We start from the raw sequence: 26,531 nt of genomic DNA, 5'->3' as shown, positions 1-26,531 counted from the left end.
AGGAAAGTGCCATGAACGCGATCGCCGAGTCACCTATTTTCCAACGTGAGGAAGTACGGAACACCGTTCCGCCGCCGCCCGATGCCCTGCAGGCCGGCCTGCTGGCGCGCGTGCTCGACGAGATCGACCACGGCCTGGTGCTCGTCGACCTGACCGGGCGCATCCTGCATGCGAACCGGCCAGCGCGGCGCGAGCTGGCCGCGGGCCGCGCGCTGCACCGCGTCGATGGCCTGATGGAGGGCGCCCTGCCGGTCTGGCAGGCGAAGATCCGCCAGGCGCTCAGGGACGCCGAGCGCGATTGCCGCAGCATCGTTGAGCTCGGCCCGGCGGGCGAGCCGCTCTCGCTGGCCTTCATCCCACTCGCGATGCTGCACGGGAGCGAGACGGTCGATACCGTGCTCGTCATGTGCAGCCGGCGCGCGAGCTGCGAGACGCTCACGGTGCAGATGTTCGCCCGCTCCAAACGGCTCACCCCGGCGGAGCAGGCGGTGCTGACGCAGCTGTGCGCGGGGCACGGGGCTCAGGAGATCGCCTGCCTGCAAGGCATTCGCGTCTCCACCGTGCGCACCCACATCAAGAACGTCCGGCAGAAGACCGGCCGCGGCAGCGTGCGGGAACTGGTGCGCGAGTTGTCGCGCATGCCGCAGATCGTGTCGGCGCTGCGGCTGGCGGGGCACGACTGAAGACTTGGGGCGGGCGCCGCGCGGACCGTATAGTCCGCGCATGCCGCCCAAGCCTGCCGCCTCCCGCGCCGAAGACTCGCCTGCCGAAGCACTGCCGCCGGAGTTGCGCAAGCTCGCGGCGCTGGGGGTGCAGCGCCGCTATCGCACCCACGCCGTGCTGATCGAAGAGGGTGACCAGGGCGACGCCATCTATATCGTGCTCTCGGGCCGGCTGCGCGCCTTCGTGTCCGATGCGCGCGGCCGCGAGGTAACCCTGGGCCTGCATGGGCCGGGGGAATACGTGGGCGAGATGTCGCTCGATGGCGGTCTACGCTCGGCAAGCGTTCAGGCGGTGGAGCCGACGATCTGCGCGATCGTGACGCGTGAGACGATGCTGCGCCACATTGCGGCCGATCCGGAGTTCGCACTAGGCTTGATCAAGCGCTTGATCAAGCGGGCGAGGCTGGCCACCGAGAGTGCGCGAAGCATGGCGTTGCTCGATGTCTATAGCAGGCTGCGGCAATTTCTGGAGGAGCGGGCGCAGGTGCGGCCAGATGGCTCCCGCCTCATCACCGAGCAACTCACACATCAACAGATAGCAAGCGAGATCGGATGCTCAAGAGAAATGGTCAGCCGCTTGCTGAAGGATCTTGCTGAGGGCGGCCATATCTTGCGGCAGGCGAAGCACATTACCCTGATGAAATCCATGCCGACTCGCTGGTAGATCGGCGAGTCCACGCGAGCTTGCCTTCAAGGCAGGAACTGGCCGAAGCCCGAACGCACGTCATATCCAGCGGTGTTCGTGTCGCGCAAGACGCCTGGCGAACGACCATTCAAATGTCGATTGAAGAACCATCGCGCCACCAAGGGCGCCGCGACGCTCGTGCCGCGCATCCGCACAGTAGCGTGGCGCGAAATGCCTGCACCGGGAAGGCCGACGAGTACTGAGCTTTCATCGCCCGGACTCAGGACATTCGGCGGGCGAACGTGATGATCCGGGGTACCTGCGCCGCTATAGGCGCCGAGCGTTTGGTCACTCAGTTGGTATCCCCCAACGACCGTAGTCTCCCTGCCCGTTGCAATGCCATTCATGGTGCCGAACCCGGTGATGCGATCGGCCCGGAGGAGGGATGAAAATTTTGGATTGCTGCTTTTGCGAAGTTCGCCTTTATCGACGAAATAAGATTGCCTGCCGCGTCGGCGTTGACCGAATGAAACGTTATCCCGCTCGATCCACGCCCGTATCGGGAGGGGCAGGGCGCCGTCATTGATCACCTTGATTTTCCAGTCCCCGTGGCTTGATATCGCGCTCTTCGCTCCCGGATTGCTGCGCCGAGTCGGTGCCATGCCAATCAGAAAAAGTTGGCCGTGATCGCCATTTGCGGGCAAGGCGGAATGGAATATTCCGCCTTGCACTGCCTGTCCGGTAGCACCCGCTGGCCAAACGACGTGGCCTTCGGATACCGAATGAAACTGCAAGTCTCCGTTGGGAGAAGTCACCTCGATCCTGGCATTCGCGCCTTCCGGCATCCACAACTCAACGAAACTGGGCGTACCGTCGTCGGGCAGCACGCGCCAGACCAGATCGTCACCACGAGACGGGTCATCTGCCGACGAGGGCGGCACCGTGAAGCGCGCATGACATTGCGCATCGAAGCTATTTCCTGCGGGGAGTACGACTGTCAAATTGCGCTTGGGCACCGCGTCGTTCGAGGAGGCAATGAGGTAGTCGATCGCAGCTTCCAGCACTGAAGTGCCGTCGTGCGGTCCGGCCATCGTTCCGAAGCTCAAGTTGACGATCACTGCTGTGTCGGACGCGATGTTGTCGAGAAGATAGCTCAGCGCGTCGTAGACATTCACCGCTAGCGCGCCGCCCGACGTGTCCATCACGGTCGCCTGTGGCAGGCATACCGCCGCCAGTCGGCCGGCCGATGCTGCGTCCGCCGAGGGAACGCTGCGTCCCGCAAACGGCTGGTTGTGACGCAATCGGTAGGCGGGCGTTTTGCCCCCCCCGCCGAGGCTGGCTACATGGGTTCCATGAGACTGCGCGCGGCGATGAGCCAAGGGCGAGCGGGCATCCCCGAGCAGCGAATAGCCATAGTCTGGCGCGCGCCCCCCGGCGGACGCGTTCGTTGTCTGATCCCAAAAGAGCTCGAAGCGCGAACCGCCCGTGAAGCGATCTCGGAACTCGAAATGATCGACGTCGATCAGATCGTCGATGATGGCGAGCACCGCCTTTGGCTTCAAAGCGGACGCCGTATCAAGGTGGCCGGCACACGTTCTGTGGCGATGATGGCTCCCCGGGGTGGTGGCAGGGTGATCCCTGACGGCGGCATCGGGACGCAACGCCAGCCCGAGCTTGAAACGCCGGACGATGCTGCCGGGCAGGAGGGCGATCTTGCTTCTTGCTACGAATGCGCTGAAGAAACGTGCGTTTGCCCGTTTGTACGGAGCAGGAACAAAACCTGAATCGCCTTTCATCAGCCACTGATCCAGCTCCACTGCCGACGTCTCGCTGATTCCTTCAATCAGCAATTGCAGCAACCTGCCTTCCCGGGCATCGGCTCCAAAACGATAGTCTGTAGCCTCGGCCCACCACCAGTACAAATCAGGTCGCACGCGGGCGTTCATTCGAATTCCCTCCGCGCTCTTTCGGCCAACCAATAGAGTGGACTCGTCTCAGGCTGGGCGGCTGGCAGCTTGAGAGTGCTTATAGGCTTGCACGCTTCCAAGTTGGCGACAGGATCAAAGTCGGCGTCCTTGTCCGATGGTTCAAAGCTGCGCGCTCTGACCGCGTGGTCGCCGAAACAACTGAACAAGAAATAGTCGGCAAGCACCTTCGCCAAGATTTGTCCAGCAGCGCTGTCGACTGGAAAATGAACCCCGGCCACGGTCCGGTTTTCGGCGATGCGATGGGCTTGGCGTTCCAACTGCGTCTGATACGCGCTCTGCGCGCTTGCATCGTTGGTCAGAATCTTCGGCAACGCATACGCGATCATGAAAGCCTCGGTCGCGTGACCGCTGGGGTAGGCGCTGTGGCTGGGCGTTGCGATGATGGGCTGGATATCGGTACTCCAATCGATCGGACGCGCTACAGCCATCGCCTGCTTGAAGCGCATGCAGATGATGGACGCGAACCCCAGGGCAAGCTCGATCATCTCGAGTGTTTTTGGCGTGTGCGCGGGATGGATATGCACTGCAGCACTCCAAAAGGGAACTTGCGGATGCATTTGCACAACGATTTCGCTGGCGCGATCAGTTCGAATCTCCGCGTAATCGATCACATGCCTCAACTGACTTTCGAAGAAGGTGTCGTCCGGCCTCTCCATCTTTATCAATGGCTGCCCTTGAACAGACAGCGTGGCGCTCTGCTGGCCAAGCGTGAAACTCAGGCCGGAAAGCAGGTCGAACAAGGCGGCATTGAAGCGCAGAATTGACTCCCAGCGTTTCATCGATGAGGTGTCTCCGACAGGAGAGTGCTTCGGCGCAAATGAAGCGTTCACATCCTGCAGGACGGTTCCGTCCCGGCTGCGCATCAGGGCTTCCGCGAGCAACGGCTCTGCTATTGCGCTCGGTGAGGCTGTCGCAGCGGCACTCGAACCGCCCCAGCCACCCCAGCCACCCCAACCACCCCAACCACCCCAACCACCCCAACCGCCCCAACCAGCCATGTCGCTCTCCTCGGAAGTGTTATTGCGGAACGCCCGCAGCCTGCAGCGCTTCGGCAAAGCGCCGTCCCGGTCCCACACGCACGCCAGGCGAGCGTGCGAGATAGCGCGATACCGTGAGCTGTGGATCCAGTTGCATGAGTCGGGCTGCCGACGCCCGTGCTTCGTCCATGTGTCCTGCCATGACCTGCGCGATGGTCATTGCGCGATGGGTCGACAGATGTGAGCCATTGGCGCGCAGGGAGCGCCGTGCAAGTTCTATCGAACGCTCGTAGTTGCCCGCGCTGAGCTGCACGGATGCCGCCAGGGAGTCGTAGAAGTATTTGGCAGGATCCAATGGCGAAAGGGCTTGTGCGCGCTCGGCAGCGTCAAGCGCAGGGGCTGCCTCGCCGCGAAACGCGTGCAGCATTCCCAGAAACAGCCATGCGAGCGGTTCGCTGGCATTGCATTGAAGTGCGGCTCGGTAGCGATCGGCAGCAGCGTCGAAGTCCTGGTGCAGGTTGCAACGCACGAATCCGTCGATGGCCAGGGCCAGCGACGAATGAGGATCCAGATCCAGTGCACGGCTCGAGTGGTCAAGCGCGCGATGTGCCACAGCCGTCGCATCGTCGGTCCAGCCCTGCTCGACCTGGAGGACGTGCCACTTGGCCAGCCAGGCGGGCAGCAATGGATGGCGCCGGTGCCTCTCCATCAAGTGCAGCAGGAGTTCCTGGGCCCTGAAGAATTCGGCGCGCGCCATGCTGTACGTGAGCGACATCGCGCCGAACATCAGCGAGCAACTTGCAAGAGTCGGCAAGGGACGCGTCAGTGCTTGCGCCACTTCCTTCTGGCTGATGGCTGCCTGCACATTGCTCGAAATCGTATTTACGAGTTCGCTTTGGGCGGTCAACAGATCTGCGATATCGCCATGAATGCGATCGGTCCAAAGCAGCACGTGGTCCCGACTGCCTGCAAGCTCTGCATTGACCTGAAGCTTCGTTCCCAGCATGACGTAGCTGCCGCTGACTACGTAGTCGGCACCCAGATTGACGGCCACGTTGTCGACGGTTGAGTCGCGATCCCTGAATGCTGCGCTTGAGAGTCGCGAGATAAGCTTGAATTCGCTGATTCGGGACAGCTGTGCAATCACCCCGTCCGCAATCAGTTCGCCGACTGCGAAATGCTCCGCTTCGCGGCTGCGCGCTGTAAACGGAATGACCGCAATGGTGGGCTGCAAAGGCGCGGCGTAGTTGCGTTTCGCAATGACGACGGGATTCCGTCCGGCAGCCCCGACGCGCCACGCGCGCACTGGGGCTTCCAGATGTTTGAGGTAACACTCTCCAAGGTCCTCGAGCATGCCGTCAAGCCCGTCTGTAAGACTGTCGCGGATTGCCGTGCTGACCACGGTCTCGCCTGGACCCGCCAGCGTCGCGATACGTGCCGCAAGGTTTACCCCAGCACCGTAGATGTCGTGTTGGTCCGAATAGATTTCCGCGCTGTGCAGGCCAGCGCGCAACTGCATGAGCGGTGCGATGTCGCGAGGCCCTGCGGTCATCCACGCATGCATGTCCAAGGCCGCTGCCACCGCTTGCGGCGCACTTTCGAACTCCACCATTAACCCGTCACCCATACTTTTCACCAGTCGCCCTTCGTTGGCGGGCAGTACGACCTGGTTCACGTGCGCAAGAAAGGCTTGCCAGCGTGTGATGACCCTCAGTTCGTCCGCCTGCATCAGACTCACCGATTCGACGAGATCAACTACCAGCACCACCTTGCGACGGCGCTGCAGGCTGAATTCGGGATCGGGCAGAGACGGCATGTTGTTGGGACGCGATGACAACGTCATCCCCTCGGGGGTGGAGTAACACGCGCGGCGAGGCGTGTAAGTCGTTTGTGTCACATCGGCAACGAGATGTCCATCCGCCAGAGGACGTGTGGTCACCCGTCGTGCCCCGTACCGCCCTGCGGGTGGCGTTCCCCGAGCCGGGCGTTGGGCAGGCCGCCGGCGGTCAACGCGCCGAGCCGTTGCTCAAGGTTGCGACGGTACGCCCGGCCGCGTCCAGCAGCGAGAGCCGCGAGCTCCCCTGCAACCTGTAGCTCGCCGTGGCCCGCAGCGCCGCGAAGAACTGGGTCTCGTTGATGGTGCTCGCCTCGTTGGGGCAGGCCATGCGGGTCGCGCCCAATTGGCGCATCCTGAGCATGCTGCCGCTGCGCTCGTAAGTGCCCGATACGCGGTTGCAGCCGCCCGAACCGCTGATCCGCCCGCTGTTGCGGTCGAACTGGATCTGGGCGTTGCGGCGCGGATCGCTGCTCGGCTCGATCAACTCGTTGCCGAGCTGCTCGAGCTGCCAGACCGGCCCTTCGATCGGCTCATCGAGACTGATGCCGCTGCCGCAACCGGCGGTGAGCGCGGATGCGAGCAATGCGGTCGTGAAGAACAAGGAGCGCATGGCCGGATTTCCCTTGGCAACAAATTGAAACTCGCCCATCGTATGCGAGCCTGCTCGGCGCGCCAACGCCCCCGCCCGCAGGCCGACGCACCCCCGCCTTCAGCTCAGCACCACGCTGCTCAGGCGGCGCCGGTAGCTCGCCACGGTCGGATCGTCCGGCGGGATCTGGCCGTCCGCCACCTTGGGCTTGGGCGGCTCGATGATGTCCAGGATCGCGACATAGGTCTTGCGGGCCAGTTCTTCGTTCCAGCCCTTGTCGCGCATCAGGATGTCGAGCAATTCGTCCATCGCATCGGTCCATCGCTGCGCGCTCATCAGAAGGCGCGCCCGGTCGAAGCGGGCTTCGAAGTCGCGCTTGTTGGCCGCGATGCGGGCCTCGGCGTCGGCGAGGATCGGTGCCGCACCGGTGGCCGGCGCTGCGAAGTCGATCGCGTCGATCCAGCGTTGGAGCGTGTCGAAGCGACGCACGGCCGAAGTCTTGGCGATCACCGGGGCGAACGCGACCTTGGCATCGTCGACGCGGTCCTGTTGCAGCAGCAGCTTGACGTAGTCGAAGCGCGCGTCGTCGTTGGCCGGGTCGGTCGCGAGCGCTTGCTGCAGACGTTCGAGCGCACCTTCGGTATCGCCCTCGGCCAGCGCTTCCTGCGCCGCATCTTCCTGTTCGGCGGCCGCGGCCTCGTCGGCGCCCGGCACATGCTTGTCGAGGAAGCTGCGGATCTGGTCGGCAGGAATCGCGCCGACGAAGCCGTCGACCGGCTGGCCGCCCTTGAACATCACGCAGAAGGGAATGCTGCGCACGCCGAACATCTGGCTCAGCTGCTGCGAGATCTGCGGCACCTTGTCGGCGTCGAGCTTGGCCAGCGTGAAGCGGCCGCCATACTCGAGTTCGAGCTTTTCGAGCACCGGACCGAGCTGTTTGCACGGCCCGCACCACTCGGCCCAGATGTCGAGCAGCACCGGCGTGGTCATCGAGCCGTCGATCAGCTCGGTCTGGAAATTTTCGAGGGTGATGTCGATCATCGCGGGAACCTGGGGGTGAAACGTAAAATTGGAACCATGAAGCAAACAATTCAGGTCGGCGTGGTGATGGGCTCGAGCTCCGACTGGGAGACGATGCGCAGCGCGGTCGAGATTCTCCAGCAATTCGGCATCGCCCATGAGGCGCGGGTGGTCTCCGCCCACCGCATGCCCGACGAATTGTTCGCTTATGCCGAAAACGCGGCGTCGCGCGGCCTGGCGGCCATCATCGCCGGCGCCGGCGGGGCGGCGCACCTGCCCGGCATGCTGGCGGCCAAGACCACGGTGCCCGTGCTCGGCGTGCCGGTCGCGAGCCGGCATCTGCAGGGTGTGGATTCGCTCTACAGCATCGTGCAAATGCCCAAGGGCGTGCCGGTCGCGACCTTTGCCATCGGCAACGCCGGGGCGGCCAACGCGGCGCTGTTCGCGGTCGCGATGCTGGCCGTGGCCGATCCGGCGCTGCGCGAGCGGCTCGACGCCTTCCGCGCGCAGCAGACCGAGGCGGCCCGATCGATGGCCCTGCCGCCGGTCGATTCGCCGGCGGTATCGCCGTTCTCGCCTCAGGGCGGAGGCGCCCTGTGAGCGCCGCCCGGCCGTCCGAAGGCGCGCGCCCCCTCCTTCGGGAGGGGGTGCGCGAAGTACACGAAGTGACGAGCCTGGGGGAGGTCGCCTTATGAGCGCGATCCTGCCGGGCGCCACGCTCGGCGTACTCGGCGGCGGGCAGCTCGGCCGCATGTTCGTGCACGCGGCGCAGCGCATGGGCTACTTCACGGCGGTGCTCGACCCCGATGCCGACAGTCCCGCAGGGCGCGTGAGCCACCATCACATCCACACCGACTACACCGATGTCGACGGCCTCGCACGGCTCGCGGGCCTGGCCGATGCCATCACGACCGAATTCGAGAACGTGCCGGCGCCCTCGCTGGAACATCTCTCGGTCGCGCGTCCGGTATGGCCGGCGGCGACCTCGGTGGCGATCGCGCAGGACCGCATCCGCGAGAAGAGCCACTTCGTCGGCTGCGGCGTCGACTGTGCGCCCTACGCGATCGTCGAGTCCGCCGACCACATGGCCGTGCCGCCGAACCTGCTGCCCGGCATCCTCAAGACCGCGCGGCTCGGCTACGACGGCAAGGGGCAGCAGCGCGTCGGCACGCGCGAGGAACTCGCAGCCGCCTGGAAGGCGACGGGCGGCGTGCCCTGCGTGCTCGAAAAGCTGCTGCCACTGGACTTCGAGTGCTCGGTGATCGTCGCCCGCGGCGAAGATGGCCAGGTGGTGCACTTCCCGCCGCAGCGCAACCTGCACCGCGACGGCATCCTCGCGGTGACCGAGGTGCATGCCGGCAACATGGCCGAAGCGCAGGCGCGGCGCGCCGTCGACTCGGCCGTCGCCATCGCGGAGGGCCTGGGCTATGTCGGCGTGCTGTGCGTCGAATTCTTCGTCCTGGCCGACGGCTCGCTGGTGGTTAACGAGATGGCGCCGCGCCCGCACAACAGCGGCCACTGGACCATCGAGGCCTGCGACATCTCGCAGTTCGAGCTGCAGGTGCGCACCCTCGCCGGCCTGCCGCTGAACGCGCCGCGCCAGCACAGCCCCGCGCTCATGCTGAACCTGCTGGGCGACCTGTGGTTCGCCGACGCCGAGGCCGCGGGCGGGCCCAGGTCGTCGGAGACGGCGGTCGAGCCCCGCTGGGCCGATGTGCTCGCGCTGCCTGGAACGCATCTCCATCTCTACGGCAAGGCCGAGGCGCGCCGCGGCCGCAAGATGGGCCATCTCACGATCACGGGCGAGAACATCGACACGGTTCGCAGCACCGCCGATTTCGCGGCTGCGCTGCTCGGCCTGCCGATTCCGCTTTCCGAATGATCCGCGACGGCCAGTCGCCCGCTGCCATCGACGAGGGCGTGCGCGCGCTGCGCGCCGGCGGCCTGGTCGCCTTCCCGACCGAAACCGTCTACGGCCTGGGCGCCGATGCGACCAGCGACGCGGCCGTGGCCGGCATCTTCAAGGCCAAGGGCCGGCCCAGCAACCATCCGCTGATCGTCCACGTGGCTGCCGGCGTCAAGGGCACCGAAGCGCTGTCGCGCTTCGCGCAGCCGCTGCCGCCTTTCGCCCAGAAACTCGTGCTCGCCTTCTGGCCGGGCCCCCTGACCCTGATCGTCACGCGCCAGCCCGGCGTGGCCGCGGCGGCCGCCGGCGGCGAGGACACCATCGGCCTGCGCTGCCCCGCCCACCCGGTGGCGCAGGCGCTGCTCGCGGCCTGCGCCGAACAGGGCGTGCCGGGCGTGGCCGGGCCGAGCGCGAACCGTTTCGGACGCGTGAGCCCGACCACCGCGCAGCATGTGCAGCAGGAGTTCGGCGACGAGCTGCTGGTGATCGACGGCGGTCCCTGCGAGGTGGGCATCGAATCGACCATCGTCGACTGCAGCCGCGGCGCGCCGGTGCTGCTGCGCCCCGGCGCCATCACGCGCACGCAGATCGAGGCGGCCTGCGGCGAGGCCTTGCGCGACAAGCACGAGCTGGCAGCGCCCGACCCGCGCGCCTCGGGCACGCTCGAGGCCCACTACGCGCCGAGCGCCAAGCTGCGCCTGATGGATGCGAAGGCCATGCAGACCGGCCTCGATGTGCTCGGCCCCTATGCCGCCCACATCGCGGTCTGGTCGCGCAGCGTGCTCAAGAGCCGTTCGCAGCACATCCTGCAGCGCCGCATGCCCGACGATGCCGCCGCCGCCGCGCAGCAGCTCTTCGCGGTGCTGCGCGCCTTCGACGCCGAGGGCGTCAAGCTGATCTGGGTCGAGACGCCGCCGGCCGGTCCCGAATGGGAAGGCGTGCGCGATCGCTTGCAGCGCGCGGCCGCGGCCTGATCTCCCGCTACTTCACCGTGTCAAAGAGGGCCCGCGCACGTGCGTGGCAGAACGGTGGCTCGTAGGTGCCGTGGTAGGCGGCGAAGTAGGTGGCGTAGGCAGGCGTCGTCGGATCGGTCGGCGCCGTGCCGCCCGGACCGTATGCCGCCTGGATCTGCGCATCGACGTCCACCGTCGTGACCGTGGTCACGCCGCGCGCGTCGAAGTCCGCCTTCATGGGGGCCATGTGCACGGCCGGCGGCACCGTGGGATCGCCGGCGCCGCCGCACAGCAGCGTCTTGGCGCGCGGACTCCAGCCGAACAGGTCGTTCTTCTTCGCGTCGAGGAAGAACGCGTTGTCGGGGTTGGTCTGCACGTCCGTCAGGAACGCGCTGTGGAACAGCGCGTCGCGCGCCTGCGCCGGCGTCTCGCCGTTGGCGCCGGGCAGCGCGCCGCTCGTCACCAGCGTGGTGAAGTTCAACGTCGGACTCGGCAGCAGGTTTTCGATGGTCGCCGCGTAGGGCGCCTTGAAGACCGTGTTGACGTCGGTGTAGACGTCGCCGTAGACCTTTTGATAGGACGTGACGACGAAGGGAACGAAGAACTGGTAGCCCGCGATCGCCTGCGTGAGCTTGAACGAGCCCGACAGGTTGTACGGACCTGCCAGATGAGCCCCGGCCACCACGTTGAATTCGAGCGGGTTGTCGCGCTCGGCGGCCCGGTGCGCCGCCATCGACGAGTGCCCGCCCTGCGAGTAGCCGCTGAACATCACCTTGCCTGAGAACGATCCGCCCGTCGCCGCCAGCGCGGTGCGCGCGGCGCGGATCGAATCCAGCACCGAGCGCGCTTCCGAATCGGCATGCAGGTAGGGGTGGTACGAGAAGCTCGACTTGGCATAGCCCAGGTAGTCGGTGGCGACCACGGCATAGCCCTGTGCCGCGTACATCGCCGTCAGCAGGAAGGTCTCCGGATCCTGCGGATTGGCCAGCGTGCGCGGCTTCTGCACGTCGGTGCCCTTGGCGTAGGCCACCAGGGGCGCGTCGTTGGCGCAGCTGCCCGCGGGCATCAGCAGCACGCCGGAGGCGTTGGTGGCTTCGCCCTTCGGACCCACTGTGCTGTAGTTGAGCGCCACCACGTTCACGTCGCACTTGGCCTTGCCGCTGATCGGCTGCAAGCCGTTCTGCGCGGTGCCCGCATCGATCTGCGCGGCCGACAGCGTCGTCACCTTTACCGCCGGTTCCTGGAGTGCGCCGGTCCCGCCGCCGCCGGCTCCGAAGTTGAAACCAGGGCCGTCGCCGCCGCCGCCGCAGGCGGCCAGCAGGCTGGCCATGGCGACGGCGCTCAGAAGATGCAGGCGCTTCATGGATGTCTCCGGGAGTCTTGTTGTGAAAGGCGCACCGATCCTAGGCTGGCGATCTACAAAGCAAGACAAGGGAAACCCGGAGCCGGAACGGCGTGGAAGTCGCGTTGGCGACGCTCGGTTCAGTTGTCCTGAGCGGCCCAGTCCACGAGCGCATCGAAAGCCGGCCGCGCCGCGCCGGCATTGCCGTTGTTCGCGATCGCGACCACCACCCAGCGCCGGCCGCTCGCGCCGTGCACGTAGCCCGCGACGCCGGCTGCATCGCGCAGCGTGCCGGTCTTGAGATGCGCCGCGCCGCCCGAGCGCAGCGCGCGCTTGCGCAGCGTGCCGTCGACGCCGGTGGCGGGCAGCGAGGACATCAGCTCGGGCATCACCGGCGAGCGCCAGGCCACCTGCAGCATCTTCGCCAGCGCGGCTGCGCTGATGCGCTCCTCGCGCGAGAGGCCCGAGCCGTTGTCGAACACCGGCTGGCCTTCGCCGGTGCCGATGCGCTCGTTCCACCACTGGCGCATTGCGGCGCGCGCGCCCTCGAGCGTCCCGCGTTTCTTCTGCTGCAGGCCGAGCGTGAGGAACAGCTGCTGCGCCATCACGTTGTTGCTGTATTTGTTGATGTCGCGGATCACTTCGGCCAGCGGCGGCGAGGCGAGCTCGAATGCGGGCTTGAGACCCGCCGGCACCTGCCCCTCGCGCACCTGGCCCCGGAGCTTGGCACCCATCTCGGCCCACAGCCCGCCGACCGCGCGCACCGCGTAGCTGCGCGGATCCGCATAAGCCACCGGCCACACCTTCTCGCCGCAGGCGGCGGGGTAGCTGCCGGCGAAACTCACGCGCGTCGGGTCGGTGAAGGCCGGTGCCAGCGCGGCACGCCAGTCGCCGCATTCGCCGGCCGAAAGCGGCACCGTGGCTTGCGTTGCCACGCCGGCGAGGTAGGGCTCGAAGTTGACCTGCGCCATCCCGCTGTCGCGGTTCGGCACGAAGGTCATGACCACCGACTTGAAGTTGATCAGGAGCGCATCGGGCGCGACGTTGTAGGGGCGCAGGCCTTCGCCGTCGAAGGCCGCCGGATCGACGTCGGGAACTTCGAAGGCGCTGCGGTCCAGCACGATGTCGCCCTGGATCGTGTGGATGCCCAGCCCCTGCACGCGGCGCAGCAGCAGCCACAGGCGCTCCAGCACCAGCTTCGGATCGCCCTGGCCCTTGATGTAGAGGTTGCCGGCCAGCACGCCGTTCTGGATCGGGCCGTCGACGTATACCGGCGTGGTCCAGGTGAAGGCCGGGCCGAGCAGGTCGAGCGCCGCGTAGGTAGTGACCAGCTTCATGACCGAGGCCGGGTTGACCGGCACCTGCGCCCGCCACGCGAGCCGCGGGGCGCGGGTGGCGTCGGCATCGGCCACCAGCATCGTCACCGCATCGCGCGGCACCTTGGCGCGGGCCAGTGCAGCCTCGACTTCGGGCGGGAGGATCTGGGCGATGGCGGGCACCGAGCCCAGCGCCGCCAGCGCCAGAACCAGGGACGGCATGCGGAGGGCGCGGCGCGCGGCAAGGGGCAGGGCGAAAAGCATCGCGCGATTATCCCGGCCTGCAGTGCCAAGGGCCCATGGCAGCGCGGTGCATGGCCGTCCCTCGATAATCGCGTGATGCCCGCCGCACCCCGCTTTTCCGCCCGCACCATCGGCATCGGCGCGGCTGTCGTCACCGTCCTGGTCTGGACCGCTTTCATCGTGATCGCGCGGGCCTCGGCCGGCCGCTCGCTGACGCCCTTCGATATCGCCTTCGCGCGCATCTGCGGCGCAAGCCTGGTGCTCATGCCCTGGGGCGCCTGGCTGGTGATGCAGGCGCGACGGAGCGATCCGTCTGCCGGCTCGCTCTTTGGCCTGTCGCCCATTTCGCTGCGCGCCACCGCGATCGCGGGCGCTTTCGGCGGCCTGGCCTATGCCCTGCTCGCCTACACCGGCTTTGTCTACGCGCCCGCCACCCATGCCTCGGTGTTGATGCCGGGCAGCCTGCCGCTGTGGACGGCCGTGCTGGCTGCCATCGTGCTGCACGACCGCATCACTGCAGCCCGCGCGCTCGGACTCGCATTGATCGTCGCGGGCGACCTGCTGGTCGGCGGCGCAAGCCTGCTGCATGCCCTCGAGGGCGGCCAGATTTGGAAGGGCGACCTGCTCTTCATGAGCGCGGCCTTCTGCTGGGCCTGCTACAGCGTCGTGGTGCGGCGCCACGGGCTGGACGCGGTGCGCGCCACCATCGCCATCACCGTGTTCGCCTTCATGACCTACGTGCCGGTCTATCTCCTGCTGGCCGCCGCCGGCGTGGTCGCGAGCCGGCTCGACAGCGCGCCGGCCGGCGAGATCGTGTTCCAGATGCTGTTCCAGGGTGTCGGCTCGGTCGTCATCTCCGGCATCAGCTTCACGCGCATGATCCAGTACTTCGGGCCGGTGCGCTCGACCATGATCACGGCCGTGGTGCCGGGCCTCTCCGCACTCGCCGCCGTGCTCTTCCTCGGCGAGCCGCTGCATTGGAACCTGATCGCCGGGCTGCTGCTGGTGACGGCCGGCATCCTGTTCGGCGTGCAGCGCGTTCGCGCTGCGGCAGCGGCAAGGCCGGCCGCCGCGCCGGCGCGCGGATGACGGCCGTGGCGACAGAGCTCAAGCTCCTGGCCTTCGACACCAGCACCGAGGTGCTGTCGGTCGCGGTGCGCCGGGGCGACCGGCTGCTCGAGCACAGCGGCGCCGGCGGCGCGCAATCCTCGACCACGCTGATCCCGCTGATCCAGCAACTGCTGGCCGAAGCCGGCCTCGCGCTGGCCGAGCTCGATGCGATCGCGTTCGGGCGCGGACCCGGTTCCTTCACCGGCCTGCGCACCGCCTGCTCAGTGGCGCAGGGCCTGGGCTTCGGCGCGGGCCTGCGGCTGCTGCCGATCGACACGCTGCAGGCCGTGGCAGAGGAGGCGCATCACCGTTTCGGCGCCATGCGCGTGGTCGCCGTGCTCGATGCCCGCATGGACCAGGTGTATGCCGCGCGCTATGAATTGGGGAGTGCAGCGGCGCCTGCCGGCGAAGCGGTACTGCTGGCACCCGAGGAGGTCGAGGTGCCGCCCGGCTGGGCGCTGGCCGGCAATGCCTTCGCGGCCTATGGCGAGCGCCTGCCGGTCGCCGCGGCGCGCCACGAGGTGCTGCCCACCGCGGCCGCGATGCTGCGCCTGGTGCCCGAATTGCTTGCAGCCGGCCGCACCGTCGCCCCCGCAGAGGCCTGGCCGCTCTATGTTCGCGATAAAGTGGCGCAGACCACTGAAGAGCGTGCAGCCCTCAAGGCGGCAACCACCGATTCGTCATCATGAGTGCAGTCCTGCAGCAACCGCCGCGTGAAGCCCGTCTCGAACCGATCACGCTCGAGCGGATTCCGGCTGTCTGCGCGATCGAGAAGACCGCCTTCACCCATCCCTGGACGCCGGCCAACTTCAGCGACTCGCTGGCCGCCGGCTACCACTGCCAGTGCCTGGTGGCGCCGCTCGCGCTGCCGCCGCCCGCGGGCGGGCCGCGCGCGCTTTGGGGACGGCCGGCGGCGCGGACCGGCGACGAAATTGTCATCGGCTACTTCGTGGCGATGAAAGGCGTCGACGAAGTCCATCTGCTCAATCTCACGGTCGCGCCGGCCTTTCAGGGCCAGGGCTGGGCACCGCTGATGCTCGAGGCGCTGGCCGGCTGGTCGCGCGGCCAGAACGCGCAGTGGCTTTGGCTCGAAGTGCGCGCCAGCAACCTGCGCGCGCTCGCCATCTACGAACGCCAGGGATTTCGCCGCGTGGGCGTGCGCAAGGGCTACTACCCGGCAGAGGGCAACGCACGCGAGGATGCGGTGGTAATGAGCCTGCTGCTCAACGAATCGACCAGCGCATGGGGTGCATTGAAATGAGCGCCGGCACGCTGAATCTCGACGCGCGGCAGCGCGCGATGCTCGACGAGATGGGCGTCAAGGTCTGGTGGCCGGTAGAGGCGCCGGCCGAGGCTGTCGAGGTGGCGGCCGTGGTGGCTGTCCGCGTCGAGGCCGAAGCCGTGCCGGCGCTGCCGCGCACGCTGCCTGCGCCGCAGCCGGCCCGCGCCATTGCGCCGGTGCCCGCCGCGGCCCGTCCGCCTACCGCATCGTCCCATGGTGCGACCGTGCTGATCGATGCGCCGCATCGTCTCTACGGCAATGAAGAGAAGGACGTGCAAGGCGGCTGGCTGATCGTCGCCGACATGCCGCCCGAGCTCGACGGGCGCCACGGCGAACCCTTCGCGGGCGATGCCGGCCGGCTTTTCGACAACATGCTGCGCGCGCTGCAACTGCATGGCGCAGCGACGCCCGTGCACCTGATGCGCACGCACCGCGGCGTGGCCGCGGGCCAGCCGGGCAGCCCGGGCCCGATCGCCGAGGCCTTCGCGACGTCCGCCGCCGCGCTGGCGCCGCGGGTGGTCCTCGCGATGGGCCCGCTGGCGGCGCAGAGCCTGCTGCAAAGCGGCGAGCCGCTCGGCAAGCTGCGCGGCCGCGCGCTGCGGCTGGCCATCCCGGATCTGGAGGATGTCGCGGTCGTCGCGACCTACCACCCGGCCTACCTGCTGCGCAATCCGGCCGACAAGGCGCGCGCCTGGGCCGACTTGTGCCTGGCGGCCGAGCAACTGCTGCGCTCGGGCTGAGCGCTGCGGAGGCGGCGGAGGACCCTAGAATTCCGCCCCATGATCTTCCTGGACAAGCTGCGCGCCGCCGAGCGCCAAAATGGCTCGCTGCTGTGCGTGGGCCTCGACCCCGAACCCGCGAAATTCCCCATCCATCTGAAGGGCGACGCCGGCAAGATCTACGACTTCTGTGCGCGCATCGTCGATGCCACTGCCGACCTGGCGATCGCCTTCAAGCCGCAGATCGCCTACTTCTCGGCCCACCGTGCCGAGGCCCAGCTCGAACAACTCATGGAGCACATGCGCCGCAACGCGCCGCAAGTGCCGGTGATCCTCGATGCCAAGCGCGGCGACATCGGCTCGACGGCCGAGCAGTACGCGCGCGAAGCCTTCGAGCGCTACGGCGCCGATGCCGTCACGCTGTCGCCTTTCATGGGCTTCGATTCGGTCGAGCCCTACCTGCGCCATCACGGCAAGGGCGCCTTCCTGCTGTGCCGCACCAGCAACCCGGGCGGCGCCGACCTGCAGGGCCAGCGGCTCGCGGGCCTGGAAGGAGAACCTTTTTTGTATGAACACGTTGCAAGACTCGTCCAGGGGCCTTGGAATCTGAACGGCCAGCTCGGCCTCGTCGTCGGGGCCACCTATCCGGCCGAGATCGAGCGCGTGCGCGCGCTGGCGCCCACCGTTCCGCTGCTGATTCCCGGCATCGGCGCCCAGGGCGGCGACGCGGTCGCCACCGTGCGTGCCGGCTGGCGCGCCGATGCGCCGATCGTGGTCAGTTCGTCGCGCGCCATCTGCTACGCCTCGGCCGGCCCCGACTTCGCCGAAGCCGCCCGGCGCGAGGCGATCCGCACCCGCGACAGCCTCGAAAAAGCCAAGCTCTGAGCGACTTTTCGCGTCGCCGGCAAGGCGCGGTTGTATCGGAGTGACGGAAAAAGTCACATTTCAGAACAATTGTTGTCGTAGTCGGCGCCTTTCTACCGCCTTTAGAGTCCTCGCAGCCTGGCGTAAGTCGGGCATGGCACTTGCCTGGAGAAGAACGGCGCAAGCGCGCCGAGGAGCGAGGAACTCATGGTGGAAGATATTGCGACCGGTCGCTCCGAGGCGACCGACGAGATGCTGCGCGCGTCCGAAACGCACGCGGCCCCCGAGGCGCCGGCGGCGCACAACAATCCCCTGCCCCGGGCAGCCGCGCTGGCTGCCGCAGCGGCGCTCGCCGCATGCGGCGGTGGCGGCGGCGGAGGGGGCGGCAGCAGTTTCGCCGGGATGGGCGGCGGCGAGGCCCAGGCCGGCTCGCTGACGCCCCTGGCCAGTACGCCGACCGGGCAGACCTACATCTACACGCAGGCCAAGAGCGACGACGAGGCCGCCCGCTTCCTGCTGCAGGCGCAGTTCTCGGCTTCCGAGGCCGAGATCGCCGAAGTGCGCTCCAAGGGCTACCTGCCCTGGCTCGGCGAGCAGGTGGACCGGCCGCCCACGCAGACGGGCTGGGACTGGATCGCGAGCAAGCCATACAACACCGTCGACACCGACGACATGATCTGGAGCCAGCTCATGACCGCGCCGGACGGCATGCGCAAGCGCATGGCGCTGGCATTCACCGAGATCTTCGTGGTCTCGGCCAACGGCATCGGCTCCAGCTGGCCGCACCACATGATGGCCCAGTACTGGGACATGCTGGTCGCCGGCGTCACCGGCAACTTCCGCAAGCTGCTGGAGGATGTGACGCTCAACCCGGCGATGGGCTACTACCTCAACACGCGCGGCAACCAGAAGGAGAACGCGCAGGGCCGCCAGCCGGACGAGAACTACGCGCGCGAGGTCATGCAGCTCATGACCATCGGGCTCTACCAGCTCAACGCCGACGGCACGGTCAGGCTCGGTGCCGACGGCGCGCCGCTGGACAGCTACACGCAGGATGACGTGACCAATCTGGCGCGCGTGTTCACCGGCTACGACCTCGACATCCCCGCCGCCGAGCGCAATACCTTCACGCCACCCGGCGCCAGCTACACCATCGAGAGCAACGCCTGGACCAGGCGGCCGATGGCGCTCACGGCATCCAGGCACTCGATGCTCGAAGCCAGGTTCCTCGGCGCCACCGTGCCGGCCAACACCGAGGGCAAGGCCGCGCTCAAGATCGCGCTCGACACGCTGTTCAACCACCCGAACGTCGGCCCCTTCATCGGCAAGCAGCTGATCCAGCGCCTCGTGACCAGCAACCCGAGCCCGGCTTATGTGAAGCGCGTCTCGGATGTATTCGCCAACAACGGCGCCGGCGTGCGCGGCGACATGAAGAGCGTGCTCGCCGCCGTGCTGCTCGACAACGAGGCGCGCAGCCCGGCCGGCCTCGCCGATCCGAACTTCGGCCATCTGCGCGAACCGATGCTGCGCCTCGTGCAATGGGGCCGCACCTTCGGCGTCACCTCAGCGCTGGGCACCTGGAACATCGGCGACCGCTCCGATCCCTTCAGTTCGCTGGGCCAGAGTCCGCTGCGCTCGCCTTCGGTCTTCAATTTCTTCCGGCCCGGCTACGTGCCGCCTTCGACCGCGATCGCCAGCGCGAAGCTGGTCGCGCCCGAGTTTCAGCTGGTCAACGAAACCAGCGTGGGCGGCTACCTCAACTTCATGCAGAACGTGCTTCCCAACGGCTTCAGCAGCAAGGACGTGATCGCGAGCTACGCGGCCGAGAAGGCGCTGGTGCTCGACCCGGCCGCGCTGGTGCGGCGGCTGAACCTGCTTCTGACCGGCAACCAGCTCTCGGGCAGTTCGCAGTCTCTGATCGTCAACGCGCTCGCCACGCCGACCGTCACCGCAACCAGCAGCGACAGCGTCAAGAACAACCGCGTCTATGCCGCGGTGCTGCTGGTGATGGCCTCGCCGGACTACCTGATCCAGAAATAAGGAAGCGCGCGATGTACCTGATCGATCCTGCGGCCCACACCCGCCGCGCCTTTCTGCGCCGCTCGGGCCAGCTCGCCATGGCGGGCACCGCACTGCCCTTCGCGCTCAACCTGGCCGCAATGGGCGAGGCCGCCGCGCAGTCGGCCGGCGACGACTACAAGGCGCTGGTCTGCGTCTTCCTGTTCGGCGGCAACGACTATGCGAACACAGTCGTCACCTACGACGACCCGAGCTACAACGCCTACAGCACGATTCGCGGCGGCGCCGCGGGCCAAGCAGCGGGGGGCGTGGCGATCGGCAAGGCCGAACTGACGCCGACTCTGCTCGCGCCCACCACGGCCCTGCCCGACGGACGCCAGTACGCGCTGCACCCGGCGATGACCGAGCTGGCCTCGCTGTTCAACACCGACGCCAAAATGGCGGTGCAGCTCAACGTGGGACCCCTGGTGGTGCCGCTCACGCGCGCCCAGTACAACAACAGCAACAAGAAGCTCTATCCGCAGCCGCCGAAACTGTTCTCGCACAACGACCAGCAGTCGACCTGGCAGTCGTCCTCGCCCGAAGGCTCGACCGTCGGCTGGGGCGGCAACATCGGCGACCTGATGCTCACGCAGAACAGCAACTCGCTCTTCACCTGCATGTCGGTGTCGGGCAACGCGGTGTTCCTCTCGGGCGATACCGCGCTGCAGTACCAGCTGAGCACGGGCGGTGCGGTCGGCATCAACAGCGTGAAGAACGCCAGCGTCTACGGCTCGAGCTCGGTCAAGGCCGCGATGGCGCAGCTCGTGCAGCAGGCGCGCGGCCATGTGCTGGAGAACGAATACAACAAGGTCACCAAGCGAGCGGTCGAGGCCGAGGGTTCGGTCACTTCGGCCATCGGCACGGACTTCGCTGCCGGCACCTTCCCGGCCACCGGCCTGGGCAACCAGCTCAAGATGGTCGCGCGCCTGATCCGCGGTCGCAGCACGCTGGGCGCCAAGCGGCAGGTGTTCTTCGTCTCGATGGGCGGCTTCGACCTGCACGACAACCTGATCGCCAACCAGCCCGGCCTGATGAAGCAGTTGAGCGACGCGATGGCCGCGTTCTACCGGCAGATGGTCGCGCAGGGCATGGCCGACAAGGTCACGGCCTTCACTGCCTCCGACTTCGGCCGCACGCTGGCCTCCAACGGCGACGGCTCCGACCACGGCTGGGGCGGCCACCATTTCATCGTCGGCGGCGCGGTGAAGGGCAAGCAGATCTATGGCACGCCGCAGGTGGTCAGCATCAACAACGACTCGAAGCTGGCCGGCTATGAAGGCCACGTGGGGCAGGGCCGGTTGATTCCCACCACCTCGGTCGACCAGTACGGCGCCACGCTGGCGAGCTGGTTCGGCGTGCCGGCGGGCAACCTGGAGAGCATCCTGCCGAATCTCAAGAACTTCGGCGGCAACTTCAACGGCATCGACTACCCGAAAAACGTGGGCTTCATGGCGTAGTTGAGCTCTCCCCCAGGCGTGCCCACTTCGTGTGGCCGCCAAACGTGCCGCGGCACGGAGGCCTTGGCCCTTCAGGCCGTCCAAGCCTGCGCAGGCGGGCTTGGAGCCGCGGCCTTCAGCCCTCGCCGGGGGCAACACCAGCGGCCCGGCAAAGCCGGTTCCGCGGTGTTCCCGAACGGCCCTGGCTTCGCCGGGCGGGTTCTTGTGAGCGCACACGAACTGCGGCGCTGCATACTGTGGGGCCGTGCTTTCAACGGAGACTCCGATGAAATACAGAGGCAGCTGCCATTGCGGCCGGATTGCGTTCGAGGCCGAGGGCGAGATCAAGAATGCGATGGCGTGCAATTGTTCGATGTGCCAGCGCAAGGGCTCGCTGCTGTGGTTCGTGCCGCGCGACAGCTTCACGCTGCTCACGCCGCGCGAGGACATGGGGACCTACCTGTTCAACAAGCATGTGCTCGAGCACCACTTCTGTCCCGCCTGCGGCATCCATCCCTTTGCGGAGGGCAGCGATCCCAAGGGCAACAAGATGTCGGCGATCAACATCCGCTGCATCGAGGGCATCGAGCTCGACTCGGTGCTGGTGACGCATTTCGACGGGCGTTCGCGGTGAGTCCCGGCGAGCTGCAGGACTATCTGCACGCGCACATTCCGTTGTCGAAGGCGATGCAGGTGGCGGTGCTCGCGTTGCATGAAGACAGCGTCGTGCTGAGCGCACCGCTGGCGCCCAACATCAACCACCGCGAGACCGTGTTCGGCGGCAGCGCCTCGGCCATCGCCATCCTGGCGGCCTGGTCGCTGCTGCACACGCGGCTTCAGCGCGCTGGCGTCTCGAGCCGTCTGGTCATCCAGCGCAACAGCATGGACTACGAACTGCCGATCACGGGCGAATTCACAGCAAGCTCGCACATCGCCCAGCCGCAGGCCTGGCCGAGCTTTCTTCGCATGCTCGACCGCAAGGGGCGGGCTCGCATCGCCGTTGCGGCCGTGCTGGCGCAAGGGGGCCGAACGGTGGGGCGCCTCGAGGGCGAGTTCGTGGCGCTTGGGGCGACCGCAACCTGAGAACGCCGCGTTTGCGTTTCGCGCGCGGCCGCGCGAAAGTACGGCGCACCATGAGCGCCATCCCGAACGACCCCCACCCCTTCCCGCTCGAAGGCGGCTGCACCTGCCGCGCCGTTCGCTACCGCATGACGACGCGGCCGCTGTTCGTGCACTGCTGCCATTGCCGCTGGTGCCAGCGCGAGACCGGCACCGCCTTCGCGCTCAACGCGCTGATCGAGGCGGATCGCGTGCAACTGCTGCAGGGCGAGATCGATCTCGTGCTCACGCCGTCCTTCAGCGGCAGGGGCGAGAAGGTGGCGCGCTGCCCGCACTGCCGCGTCGCGTTGTGGAGCCACTACGCGGGTGCCGGCGATGCCGTGTGCTTCGTGCGCGTGGGCACGCTCGATGCGCCGGACCACCTGCCGCCCGACATCCACATCTTCACGATGTCGAAGCAGCCCTGGGTGCTGTTGCCGCCGGGCACGCCGGCCGTGGCCGAGTATTACAGCCGCGCCGAGCACTGGCCGGCCGAAAGCCTGGAACGTGCCAGGGCGCTGAAGGCCTCGCGCCCGCCCGCCGGGCCGACGGCCGCTTGATTGCCAGGTCCGGCGCCCGCTGATACCCTGCGCGCGGGCGGCGCCGCCGCCCTTGTAGTTCAATCAGGGAGTAAAAAATGAGCCTTTTGCTGTTTCTTGTCGTTGGCCTCGTGGCGGGCTGGCTGGCCGGCGTGCTGGTCAAAGGGGGTGGCTTCGGCCTCGTCGGCGACTTGGTCGTCGGCGTGATCGGCGCCTTTCTCGGCGGCCTTCTTTTCAGCTCGGCCGGCGTTTCGCTCGGCGGCGGCTTGGTGGGCAGCATCGTCGTCGCCACCATCGGGGCGATCGTGCTTCTGCTGATCGTCCGCCTTCTCAAGCGGGCCTAGGCGCCACGGAGGCGCGTGCGGCGCCGAGCCGCTGCGACACCTCGCCCGCGCACTGCTTCAGCGCGCGGGCGACGGGCCCGTCCCATTTCGCATCGAAAACGCCGGCTGGCCCGATCGCGGTGATCGCCAGCGCGATCGCGCCGGTGTGGTCGAACACCGGCGCGGACATCGCGCTCACGCCCGGCACGATTTCGCCTTCGGAGCGGCTGATGCCGCGCTCGCGCACCTCGTGCAGCTGCGCCTCGAAGGCGTTCCAATCCGGCAGCGGCGGCGGTGGCGGCATGCCCACGTGCGGCGCCGGCGCGGTGCTGCTTCTTTCCCGCTTGCGCTCCTTGTCGAGCAGGCGCTTGACCACTGCGGCGTCGAGGTAGGCGGCGAAGAGGCGGCCCGAGGCGGTGCTGGTCAACGAGAACACCGTGCCGTGCCGCATGCTCACATGCAAAGCCGCCGGCGACTCGGCCACGCGCACGATGGTGGCGCCGCGGTCGCCCCACACCGCGATGGCGGCGGTGTGACCGATCTGCTGAGCGAGCTCGGCGATCAGCGGCGTCGCGATATGGACCGGATCGGCCTGCTGCAGGCTGATCAACCCCAGTTGCAAAGCCAGCGGGCCGAGCAGATAGTGACCGCTGCTGCGGTCCTGTTCGATCAGTCCGAGGCGGCCGAAGCTGACCATGTAGGGGTGCGCCTTGGCGGGCGACATCTCGGCCTCGCGCGCGAGGTCTTTCAGCGCCATCGGCCGGCCATGGTGCACCAGGGCGCGCAGCAACTGGCCGCCCACTTCGATGCTCTGGATGCCGCGTTGTGCGCGGTCGTTGCCGTCAGCGGCCATATCCGTCTCTTTGTTCGTTCATGTAGAAGGCATTAGACATTAACTGATCTCCGGACTACACTCCGCCTCATTCGTTCCCTGCGAATTCATTCGTGTTAGACAAATCACCAAGGAGACCCCGATGAGCCAGACCAAGGTTTTCGCCAGCCAGGCCGACCTCGAAGAAAAGAAGATCACCTTCAGCCAGATTTCCGAGCATGCCTGGGCCTACACGGCCGAGGGCGACCCGAACACGGGCATCGTGATCGGCGAAGACTGCGTGCTGGTGGCCGATACCCAGGCCACGCCCGCGATGGCCGCCGACGTGGTGCGCCGCATCCGCGAAGTGACCGACAAGCCCATCAAGTACGTCGTGCTCACGCACTACCACGCGGTGCGCGTGCTGGGCGCGGCCGGCTACAAGCCCGAGCACATCATCGCCAGCCAGGACACGCGCGACCTGATCGTCGAGCGCGGCGAGGAGGACAAGGCGAGCGAGATCGGCCGCTTCCCGCGCCTCTTCCAGAACGTCGAAACGGTGCCGCCCGGCCTGACCTGGCCCACCATGACCTTCACCGGCAAGATGACGCTGTGGCTGGGCAAGCTCGAAGTGCAGCTGATCCAGCTCGGCCGCGGCCACACCAAGGGCGACACCGTGGTCTGGTTGCCAGAGGAGCGCACGCTGCTGTCGGGCGACCTGGTCGAGTTCGACGCCACGCCCTATGCCGGCGACGCCTACTTCCAGGATTGGCCGAAGACCCTGGACAACATCGCCGCGCTCGAGCCGAAGGCCCTGGTGCCCGGCCGCGGCGCTGCGCTCACCACGCCGGAAGAGGTGGCCAAGGGCCTGGCCGGCACGCGAAGCTTCGTCGCCGACGTCTACCAGAGCGTGCAGGAAGGCGTGAAGGCCGGCCGCGACCTGAACACGGTCTACAAGGACACCTACGCCAAGCTCAAGCCCAAGTACAGCCAGTGGGTCATCTTCGACCACTGCATGCCTTTTGACGTGAGCCGCGCCTACGACGAGGCCTCGGGCCACGCCGATCCGCGCGTCTGGACTGCAGAGCGCGACATAGAGATGTGGAAAGCGCTGGAAGGCTGAAGCCATGGCGGTCGACTACCAGTCCCTGCGCTTCGACTACAGGCACCACCCGGACCAGGATGCCGCGACCCCGGTCCGCCATCCGGTGGTGGTGGTCGGCGCCGGCCCCGTGGGCCTCGCACTCGCCGTCGATCTCGCACAGCAGCAAGTGCCGGTGGTGCTGCTCGACAACGACTGCACGCTCTCGACCGGCTCGCGCGCCATCTGCTTCGCCAAGCGCACGCTGGAAATCTTCGATCGCCTCGGCTGCGGCGACCGCATGGTGGCCAAGGGCGTCTCGTGGAAGGTCGGCAAGGTGTTCTTCAAGGACGAGCAGGTCTACCGCTTCGACCTGCTGCCCGAGGCCGGCCACGAGCGCCCGGCCTTCATCAACCTGCAGCAGTACTACGTCGAAGGCTACCTCGCGGAACGCGCCGCGCAGCTGCCGCTGGTCGACCTGCGCTGGAACAACAAGGTGGTCGGCATCGAGCAGCAGGCCGACCATGCGCTCCTGACCGTCGAGACGCCCGAGGGCGACTACACGATCGCGGCCGACTACGTGGCGGCGTGCGACGGCTCGCGCTCCAACCTGCGGCAGCTGCTCGGCCAGGAGACCAAGGGCCGCGTGTTCCGCGACCGCTTCCTGATCGCCGACATCGCGATGGATGCCGATCTGCCGACCGAGCGCCGCTTCTGGTTCGATCCGACCTTCCATCCGAATCAGAGCGTGCTGCTGCACAAGCAGGCCGACAGCATGTGGCGCGTCGACTTCCAGCTCGGCTGGGACGCCGATCCGGTGGAGGAGCGCAAGCCTGAGAAGATCAATCCGCGCGTGCGCGCGCTGCTCGACAGCATCGGTTTTCGCAGCGTGCAGTTCAGCATCGGCTGGGCCAGCGTCTACACCTTCGCCTGCCAGCGCATGGAACGCTTCCGCCAGGGCCGCGTGCTGTTCGCCGGCGATTCGGCGCACGGCGTGTCGCCCTTCGGCGCGCGCGGCGCCAACTCGGGCGTGCAGGACGCCGACAACCTGGCCTGGAAGCTGGCCGCCGTGCTGAAGCGCGAGGCGCCCGATGCGCTGCTCGACAGCTACGGCAGCGAGCGCGAGTTCGCGGCCGACGAGAACATCCGCAACTCCACGCGCGCCACCGACTTCATCACGCCGAAGAGCGAGACGAGCCGGCTGTTCCGCGATGCCGTGCTCGAGCTGTCCAAGGACCAGCCTTTCGCGCGCTCGCTGGTCAACAGCGGGCGGCTCTCGGTGCCGACCACCTTGCACGGCTCGCCGCTCAATACGCCCGATGCGGATGTCTTCGGCGGCCGCATGGTCCCCGGCGCACCGGCGGCCGATGCGCCCATCGTGCGTGCCGACGGCACTAGCGGCTGGCTGCTGCGCGAGCTGCCGACCCGCTTCACCGCGCTGGTCTTCGGCGAGGGCGAAGCCGCCGAGCGCGGTCTGCAGGCCATTGCGGAAGCCGACCTCCCGCTGCACGTGCTGCGCATCGCAGCCGCCGGCGAAGCCGATCTGGCCGCGGAGCGCTACGACGCGCGCCCGGGCACCGTCTACCTGCTGCGTCCCGACCAGCATGTGTGCGCACGCTGGCGCCAGCCGAGCGCGCAGGCGCTGCGCGCCGCCTTCGATCGCGCGCTGGCCAAGGCATGATGAAAAAA

The 26,531-nt window shown here is 67.5% G+C and carries 26 protein-coding genes; 18 read left to right on the top strand and 8 right to left on the bottom strand.

Annotated elements, in window-relative coordinates; translation table 11 throughout:
- Positions 1-11 precede the first annotated feature (11 nt).
- Positions 12-683 (top strand): helix-turn-helix transcriptional regulator, encoded by a 672-nt coding sequence (locus EJI01_RS04370; RefSeq protein WP_126835896.1) that lies wholly within the window; start codon positions 12-14, stop codon positions 681-683.
- A 40-nt stretch (positions 684-723) separates the two neighbouring features.
- Positions 724-1,386, top strand: a complete 663-nt coding sequence (locus EJI01_RS04365; protein WP_126835895.1) for a Crp/Fnr family transcriptional regulator — start codon at positions 724-726, stop codon at positions 1,384-1,386.
- Between the two features lie 26 nt (positions 1,387-1,412).
- On the opposite strand, the gene EJI01_RS04360 is transcribed toward EJI01_RS04365, so the two are convergent.
- The 5 genes from EJI01_RS04360 to EJI01_RS04340 all read right to left on the bottom strand — a co-directional run bounded on the left by EJI01_RS04360 (position 1,413) and on the right by EJI01_RS04340 (position 7,779).
- Positions 1,413-3,293, bottom strand: coding sequence for a S8 family serine peptidase (locus EJI01_RS04360; protein WP_126835894.1), 1,881 nt, complete (start codon positions 3,291-3,293; stop codon positions 1,413-1,415).
- Positions 3,290-4,216, bottom strand: coding sequence for a phosphatase PAP2 family protein (locus tag EJI01_RS04355; RefSeq protein WP_221885632.1), 927 nt, complete (start codon positions 4,214-4,216; stop codon positions 3,290-3,292). The genes EJI01_RS04360 and EJI01_RS04355 overlap by 4 nt, the downstream gene beginning before the upstream one ends.
- Before the next feature lie 136 nt (positions 4,217-4,352).
- Positions 4,353-6,149: an adenylate/guanylate cyclase domain-containing protein gene (locus tag EJI01_RS04350; protein WP_185878810.1), complete on the bottom strand. Its 1,797-nt coding sequence runs from the start codon at positions 6,147-6,149 to the stop codon at positions 4,353-4,355.
- 169 nt (positions 6,150-6,318) lie between these two features.
- A complete protein-coding gene (locus tag EJI01_RS04345) occupies positions 6,319-6,759 on the bottom strand; it encodes an META domain-containing protein (RefSeq protein ID WP_126835891.1) in 441 nt (146 codons plus the stop codon).
- Between the two features lie 99 nt (positions 6,760-6,858).
- Positions 6,859-7,779 (bottom strand): tetratricopeptide repeat protein, encoded by a 921-nt coding sequence (locus tag EJI01_RS04340; RefSeq protein WP_126835890.1) that lies wholly within the window; start codon positions 7,777-7,779, stop codon positions 6,859-6,861.
- Between the two features lie 36 nt (positions 7,780-7,815).
- Between EJI01_RS04340 and purE the strand changes: the two genes are divergently transcribed.
- From purE to EJI01_RS04325, 3 genes are all read left to right on the top strand, one after another.
- Positions 7,816-8,358, top strand: a complete 543-nt coding sequence (gene purE / locus EJI01_RS04335) for a 5-(carboxyamino)imidazole ribonucleotide mutase (RefSeq protein WP_126835889.1) — start codon at positions 7,816-7,818, stop codon at positions 8,356-8,358.
- Between the two features lie 91 nt (positions 8,359-8,449).
- Positions 8,450-9,640, top strand: coding sequence for a 5-(carboxyamino)imidazole ribonucleotide synthase (locus EJI01_RS04330; protein ID WP_126835888.1), 1,191 nt, complete (start codon positions 8,450-8,452; stop codon positions 9,638-9,640).
- Positions 9,637-10,638 (top strand): L-threonylcarbamoyladenylate synthase, encoded by a 1,002-nt coding sequence (locus EJI01_RS04325; protein ID WP_126835887.1) that lies wholly within the window; start codon positions 9,637-9,639, stop codon positions 10,636-10,638. The genes EJI01_RS04330 and EJI01_RS04325 overlap by 4 nt, the downstream gene beginning before the upstream one ends.
- A 7-nt stretch (positions 10,639-10,645) precedes the next feature.
- Here the strand turns inward: EJI01_RS04325 and EJI01_RS04320 are convergent, their stop codons facing one another.
- Together EJI01_RS04320 and dacB are read right to left on the bottom strand one after the other, a co-directional pair.
- Complete coding sequence (locus EJI01_RS04320) at positions 10,646-11,980, bottom strand: lipase family protein (RefSeq protein ID WP_126835886.1); 1,335 nt, start codon at positions 11,978-11,980, stop codon at positions 10,646-10,648.
- Positions 11,981-12,099: 119 nt separating this feature from the next.
- A complete protein-coding gene (gene dacB / locus EJI01_RS04315; protein ID WP_409513928.1) occupies positions 12,100-13,539 on the bottom strand; it encodes a D-alanyl-D-alanine carboxypeptidase/D-alanyl-D-alanine-endopeptidase in 1,440 nt (479 codons plus the stop codon).
- Positions 13,540-13,614: 75 nt separating this feature from the next.
- On the opposite strand from dacB, the gene EJI01_RS04310 reads away from it, so the two are divergent.
- The 11 genes from EJI01_RS04310 (at position 13,615) to EJI01_RS04260 (ending at position 22,971) form a co-directional block, all read left to right on the top strand.
- A complete protein-coding gene (locus tag EJI01_RS04310) occupies positions 13,615-14,607 on the top strand; it encodes a DMT family transporter (RefSeq protein ID WP_126835885.1) in 993 nt (330 codons plus the stop codon).
- A gap of 5 nt (positions 14,608-14,612) precedes the next feature.
- The gene (tsaB, locus tag EJI01_RS04305) at positions 14,613-15,317 is read left to right on the top strand and encodes a tRNA (adenosine(37)-N6)-threonylcarbamoyltransferase complex dimerization subunit type 1 TsaB (RefSeq protein WP_409513927.1); all 705 of its coding nucleotides are present in this window, start codon (positions 14,613-14,615) and stop codon (positions 15,315-15,317) included.
- A complete protein-coding gene (locus EJI01_RS04300; protein WP_126835883.1) occupies positions 15,314-15,889 on the top strand; it encodes a GNAT family N-acetyltransferase in 576 nt (191 codons plus the stop codon). Before tsaB ends, EJI01_RS04300 begins: the two co-directional genes overlap by 4 nt.
- Positions 15,871-16,650 carry a uracil-DNA glycosylase family protein gene (locus EJI01_RS04295; RefSeq protein ID WP_260602320.1) on the top strand — a complete coding sequence of 260 codons (780 nt, stop codon included), beginning with the start codon at positions 15,871-15,873 and terminating at the stop codon, positions 16,648-16,650. Before EJI01_RS04300 ends, EJI01_RS04295 begins: the two co-directional genes overlap by 19 nt.
- 39 nt (positions 16,651-16,689) lie before the next feature.
- Positions 16,690-17,514 carry an orotidine-5'-phosphate decarboxylase gene (gene pyrF / locus EJI01_RS04290; protein WP_126835881.1) on the top strand — a complete coding sequence of 275 codons (825 nt, stop codon included), beginning with the start codon at positions 16,690-16,692 and terminating at the stop codon, positions 17,512-17,514.
- A 186-nt stretch (positions 17,515-17,700) separates the two neighbouring features.
- Positions 17,701-19,533, top strand: coding sequence for a DUF1800 family protein (locus EJI01_RS04285; protein WP_126835880.1), 1,833 nt, complete (start codon positions 17,701-17,703; stop codon positions 19,531-19,533).
- An 11-nt stretch (positions 19,534-19,544) separates the two neighbouring features.
- Complete coding sequence (locus tag EJI01_RS04280; protein ID WP_126835879.1) at positions 19,545-21,011, top strand: DUF1501 domain-containing protein; 1,467 nt, start codon at positions 19,545-19,547, stop codon at positions 21,009-21,011.
- Positions 21,012-21,276: 265 nt separating this feature from the next.
- Complete coding sequence (locus tag EJI01_RS04275; RefSeq protein ID WP_126835878.1) at positions 21,277-21,624, top strand: GFA family protein; 348 nt, start codon at positions 21,277-21,279, stop codon at positions 21,622-21,624.
- The gene (locus EJI01_RS04270; RefSeq protein WP_126835877.1) at positions 21,621-22,073 is read left to right on the top strand and encodes a YiiD C-terminal domain-containing protein; all 453 of its coding nucleotides are present in this window, start codon (positions 21,621-21,623) and stop codon (positions 22,071-22,073) included. The genes EJI01_RS04275 and EJI01_RS04270 overlap by 4 nt, the downstream gene beginning before the upstream one ends.
- 50 nt (positions 22,074-22,123) lie before the next feature.
- A complete protein-coding gene (locus tag EJI01_RS04265) occupies positions 22,124-22,648 on the top strand; it encodes a GFA family protein (protein ID WP_126835876.1) in 525 nt (174 codons plus the stop codon).
- A gap of 77 nt (positions 22,649-22,725) precedes the next feature.
- Positions 22,726-22,971 carry a GlsB/YeaQ/YmgE family stress response membrane protein gene (locus tag EJI01_RS04260; protein ID WP_126835875.1) on the top strand — a complete coding sequence of 82 codons (246 nt, stop codon included), beginning with the start codon at positions 22,726-22,728 and terminating at the stop codon, positions 22,969-22,971.
- On the opposite strand, the gene EJI01_RS04255 is transcribed toward EJI01_RS04260, so the two are convergent.
- Complete coding sequence (locus EJI01_RS04255) at positions 22,958-23,803, bottom strand: IclR family transcriptional regulator (RefSeq protein WP_126835874.1); 846 nt, start codon at positions 23,801-23,803, stop codon at positions 22,958-22,960. The genes EJI01_RS04260 and EJI01_RS04255 overlap by 14 nt on opposite strands.
- 121 nt (positions 23,804-23,924) lie before the next feature.
- On the opposite strand from EJI01_RS04255, the gene EJI01_RS04250 reads away from it, so the two are divergent.
- On the top strand, positions 23,925-24,884 hold the full coding sequence (locus EJI01_RS04250; protein ID WP_126835873.1) for an MBL fold metallo-hydrolase: 960 nt from the start codon (positions 23,925-23,927) through the stop codon (positions 24,882-24,884).
- A 4-nt stretch (positions 24,885-24,888) separates the two neighbouring features.
- Entirely contained in the window at positions 24,889-26,523 is a 1,635-nt protein-coding gene (locus EJI01_RS04245; RefSeq protein WP_126835872.1) for an FAD-dependent oxidoreductase, read from the top strand.
- Positions 26,524-26,531: the final 8 nt, after the last annotated feature.

The organism is Variovorax sp. MHTC-1, assembly GCF_003984645.1.
Lineage (GTDB): Bacteria > Pseudomonadota > Gammaproteobacteria > Burkholderiales > Burkholderiaceae_C > Variovorax.
This window is presented reverse-complemented; position numbering and strand designations above follow the sequence as displayed.

Bases quoted from the DNA above. Each gene is read 5' to 3' on its own strand.
- EJI01_RS04360 (WP_126835894.1), bottom strand. From the start codon at position 3,293: ATGAACGCCCGCGTGCGACCTGATTTGTACTGGTGGTGGGCCGAGGCT.
- EJI01_RS04330 (WP_126835888.1), top strand. From the start codon at position 8,450: ATGAGCGCGATCCTGCCGGGCGCCACGCTCGGCGTACTCGGCGGCGGG.
- EJI01_RS04370 (WP_126835896.1), top strand. From the start codon at position 12: ATGAACGCGATCGCCGAGTCACCTATTTTCCAACGTGAGGAAGTACGG.
- EJI01_RS04245 (WP_126835872.1), top strand. From the start codon at position 24,889: ATGGCGGTCGACTACCAGTCCCTGCGCTTCGACTACAGGCACCACCCG.
- purE (WP_126835889.1), top strand. From the start codon at position 7,816: ATGAAGCAAACAATTCAGGTCGGCGTGGTGATGGGCTCGAGCTCCGAC.
- EJI01_RS04345 (WP_126835891.1), bottom strand. From the start codon at position 6,759: ATGCGCTCCTTGTTCTTCACGACCGCATTGCTCGCATCCGCGCTCACC.
- EJI01_RS04255 (WP_126835874.1), bottom strand. From the start codon at position 23,803: ATGGCCGCTGACGGCAACGACCGCGCACAACGCGGCATCCAGAGCATC.
- EJI01_RS04260 (WP_126835875.1), top strand. From the start codon at position 22,726: ATGAGCCTTTTGCTGTTTCTTGTCGTTGGCCTCGTGGCGGGCTGGCTG.
- dacB (WP_409513928.1), bottom strand. From the start codon at position 13,539: ATGCTTTTCGCCCTGCCCCTTGCCGCGCGCCGCGCCCTCCGCATGCCG.
- EJI01_RS04250 (WP_126835873.1), top strand. From the start codon at position 23,925: ATGAGCCAGACCAAGGTTTTCGCCAGCCAGGCCGACCTCGAAGAAAAG.
- EJI01_RS04280 (WP_126835879.1), top strand. From the start codon at position 19,545: ATGTACCTGATCGATCCTGCGGCCCACACCCGCCGCGCCTTTCTGCGC.
- EJI01_RS04325 (WP_126835887.1), top strand. From the start codon at position 9,637: ATGATCCGCGACGGCCAGTCGCCCGCTGCCATCGACGAGGGCGTGCGC.
- EJI01_RS04285 (WP_126835880.1), top strand. From the start codon at position 17,701: ATGGTGGAAGATATTGCGACCGGTCGCTCCGAGGCGACCGACGAGATG.
- EJI01_RS04265 (WP_126835876.1), top strand. From the start codon at position 22,124: ATGAGCGCCATCCCGAACGACCCCCACCCCTTCCCGCTCGAAGGCGGC.
- EJI01_RS04295 (WP_260602320.1), top strand. From the start codon at position 15,871: ATGGGGTGCATTGAAATGAGCGCCGGCACGCTGAATCTCGACGCGCGG.
- EJI01_RS04320 (WP_126835886.1), bottom strand. From the start codon at position 11,980: ATGAAGCGCCTGCATCTTCTGAGCGCCGTCGCCATGGCCAGCCTGCTG.
- EJI01_RS04340 (WP_126835890.1), bottom strand. From the start codon at position 7,779: ATGATCGACATCACCCTCGAAAATTTCCAGACCGAGCTGATCGACGGC.
- pyrF (WP_126835881.1), top strand. From the start codon at position 16,690: ATGATCTTCCTGGACAAGCTGCGCGCCGCCGAGCGCCAAAATGGCTCG.
- EJI01_RS04275 (WP_126835878.1), top strand. From the start codon at position 21,277: ATGAAATACAGAGGCAGCTGCCATTGCGGCCGGATTGCGTTCGAGGCC.
- EJI01_RS04300 (WP_126835883.1), top strand. From the start codon at position 15,314: ATGAGTGCAGTCCTGCAGCAACCGCCGCGTGAAGCCCGTCTCGAACCG.
- EJI01_RS04365 (WP_126835895.1), top strand. From the start codon at position 724: ATGCCGCCCAAGCCTGCCGCCTCCCGCGCCGAAGACTCGCCTGCCGAA.
- EJI01_RS04310 (WP_126835885.1), top strand. From the start codon at position 13,615: ATGCCCGCCGCACCCCGCTTTTCCGCCCGCACCATCGGCATCGGCGCG.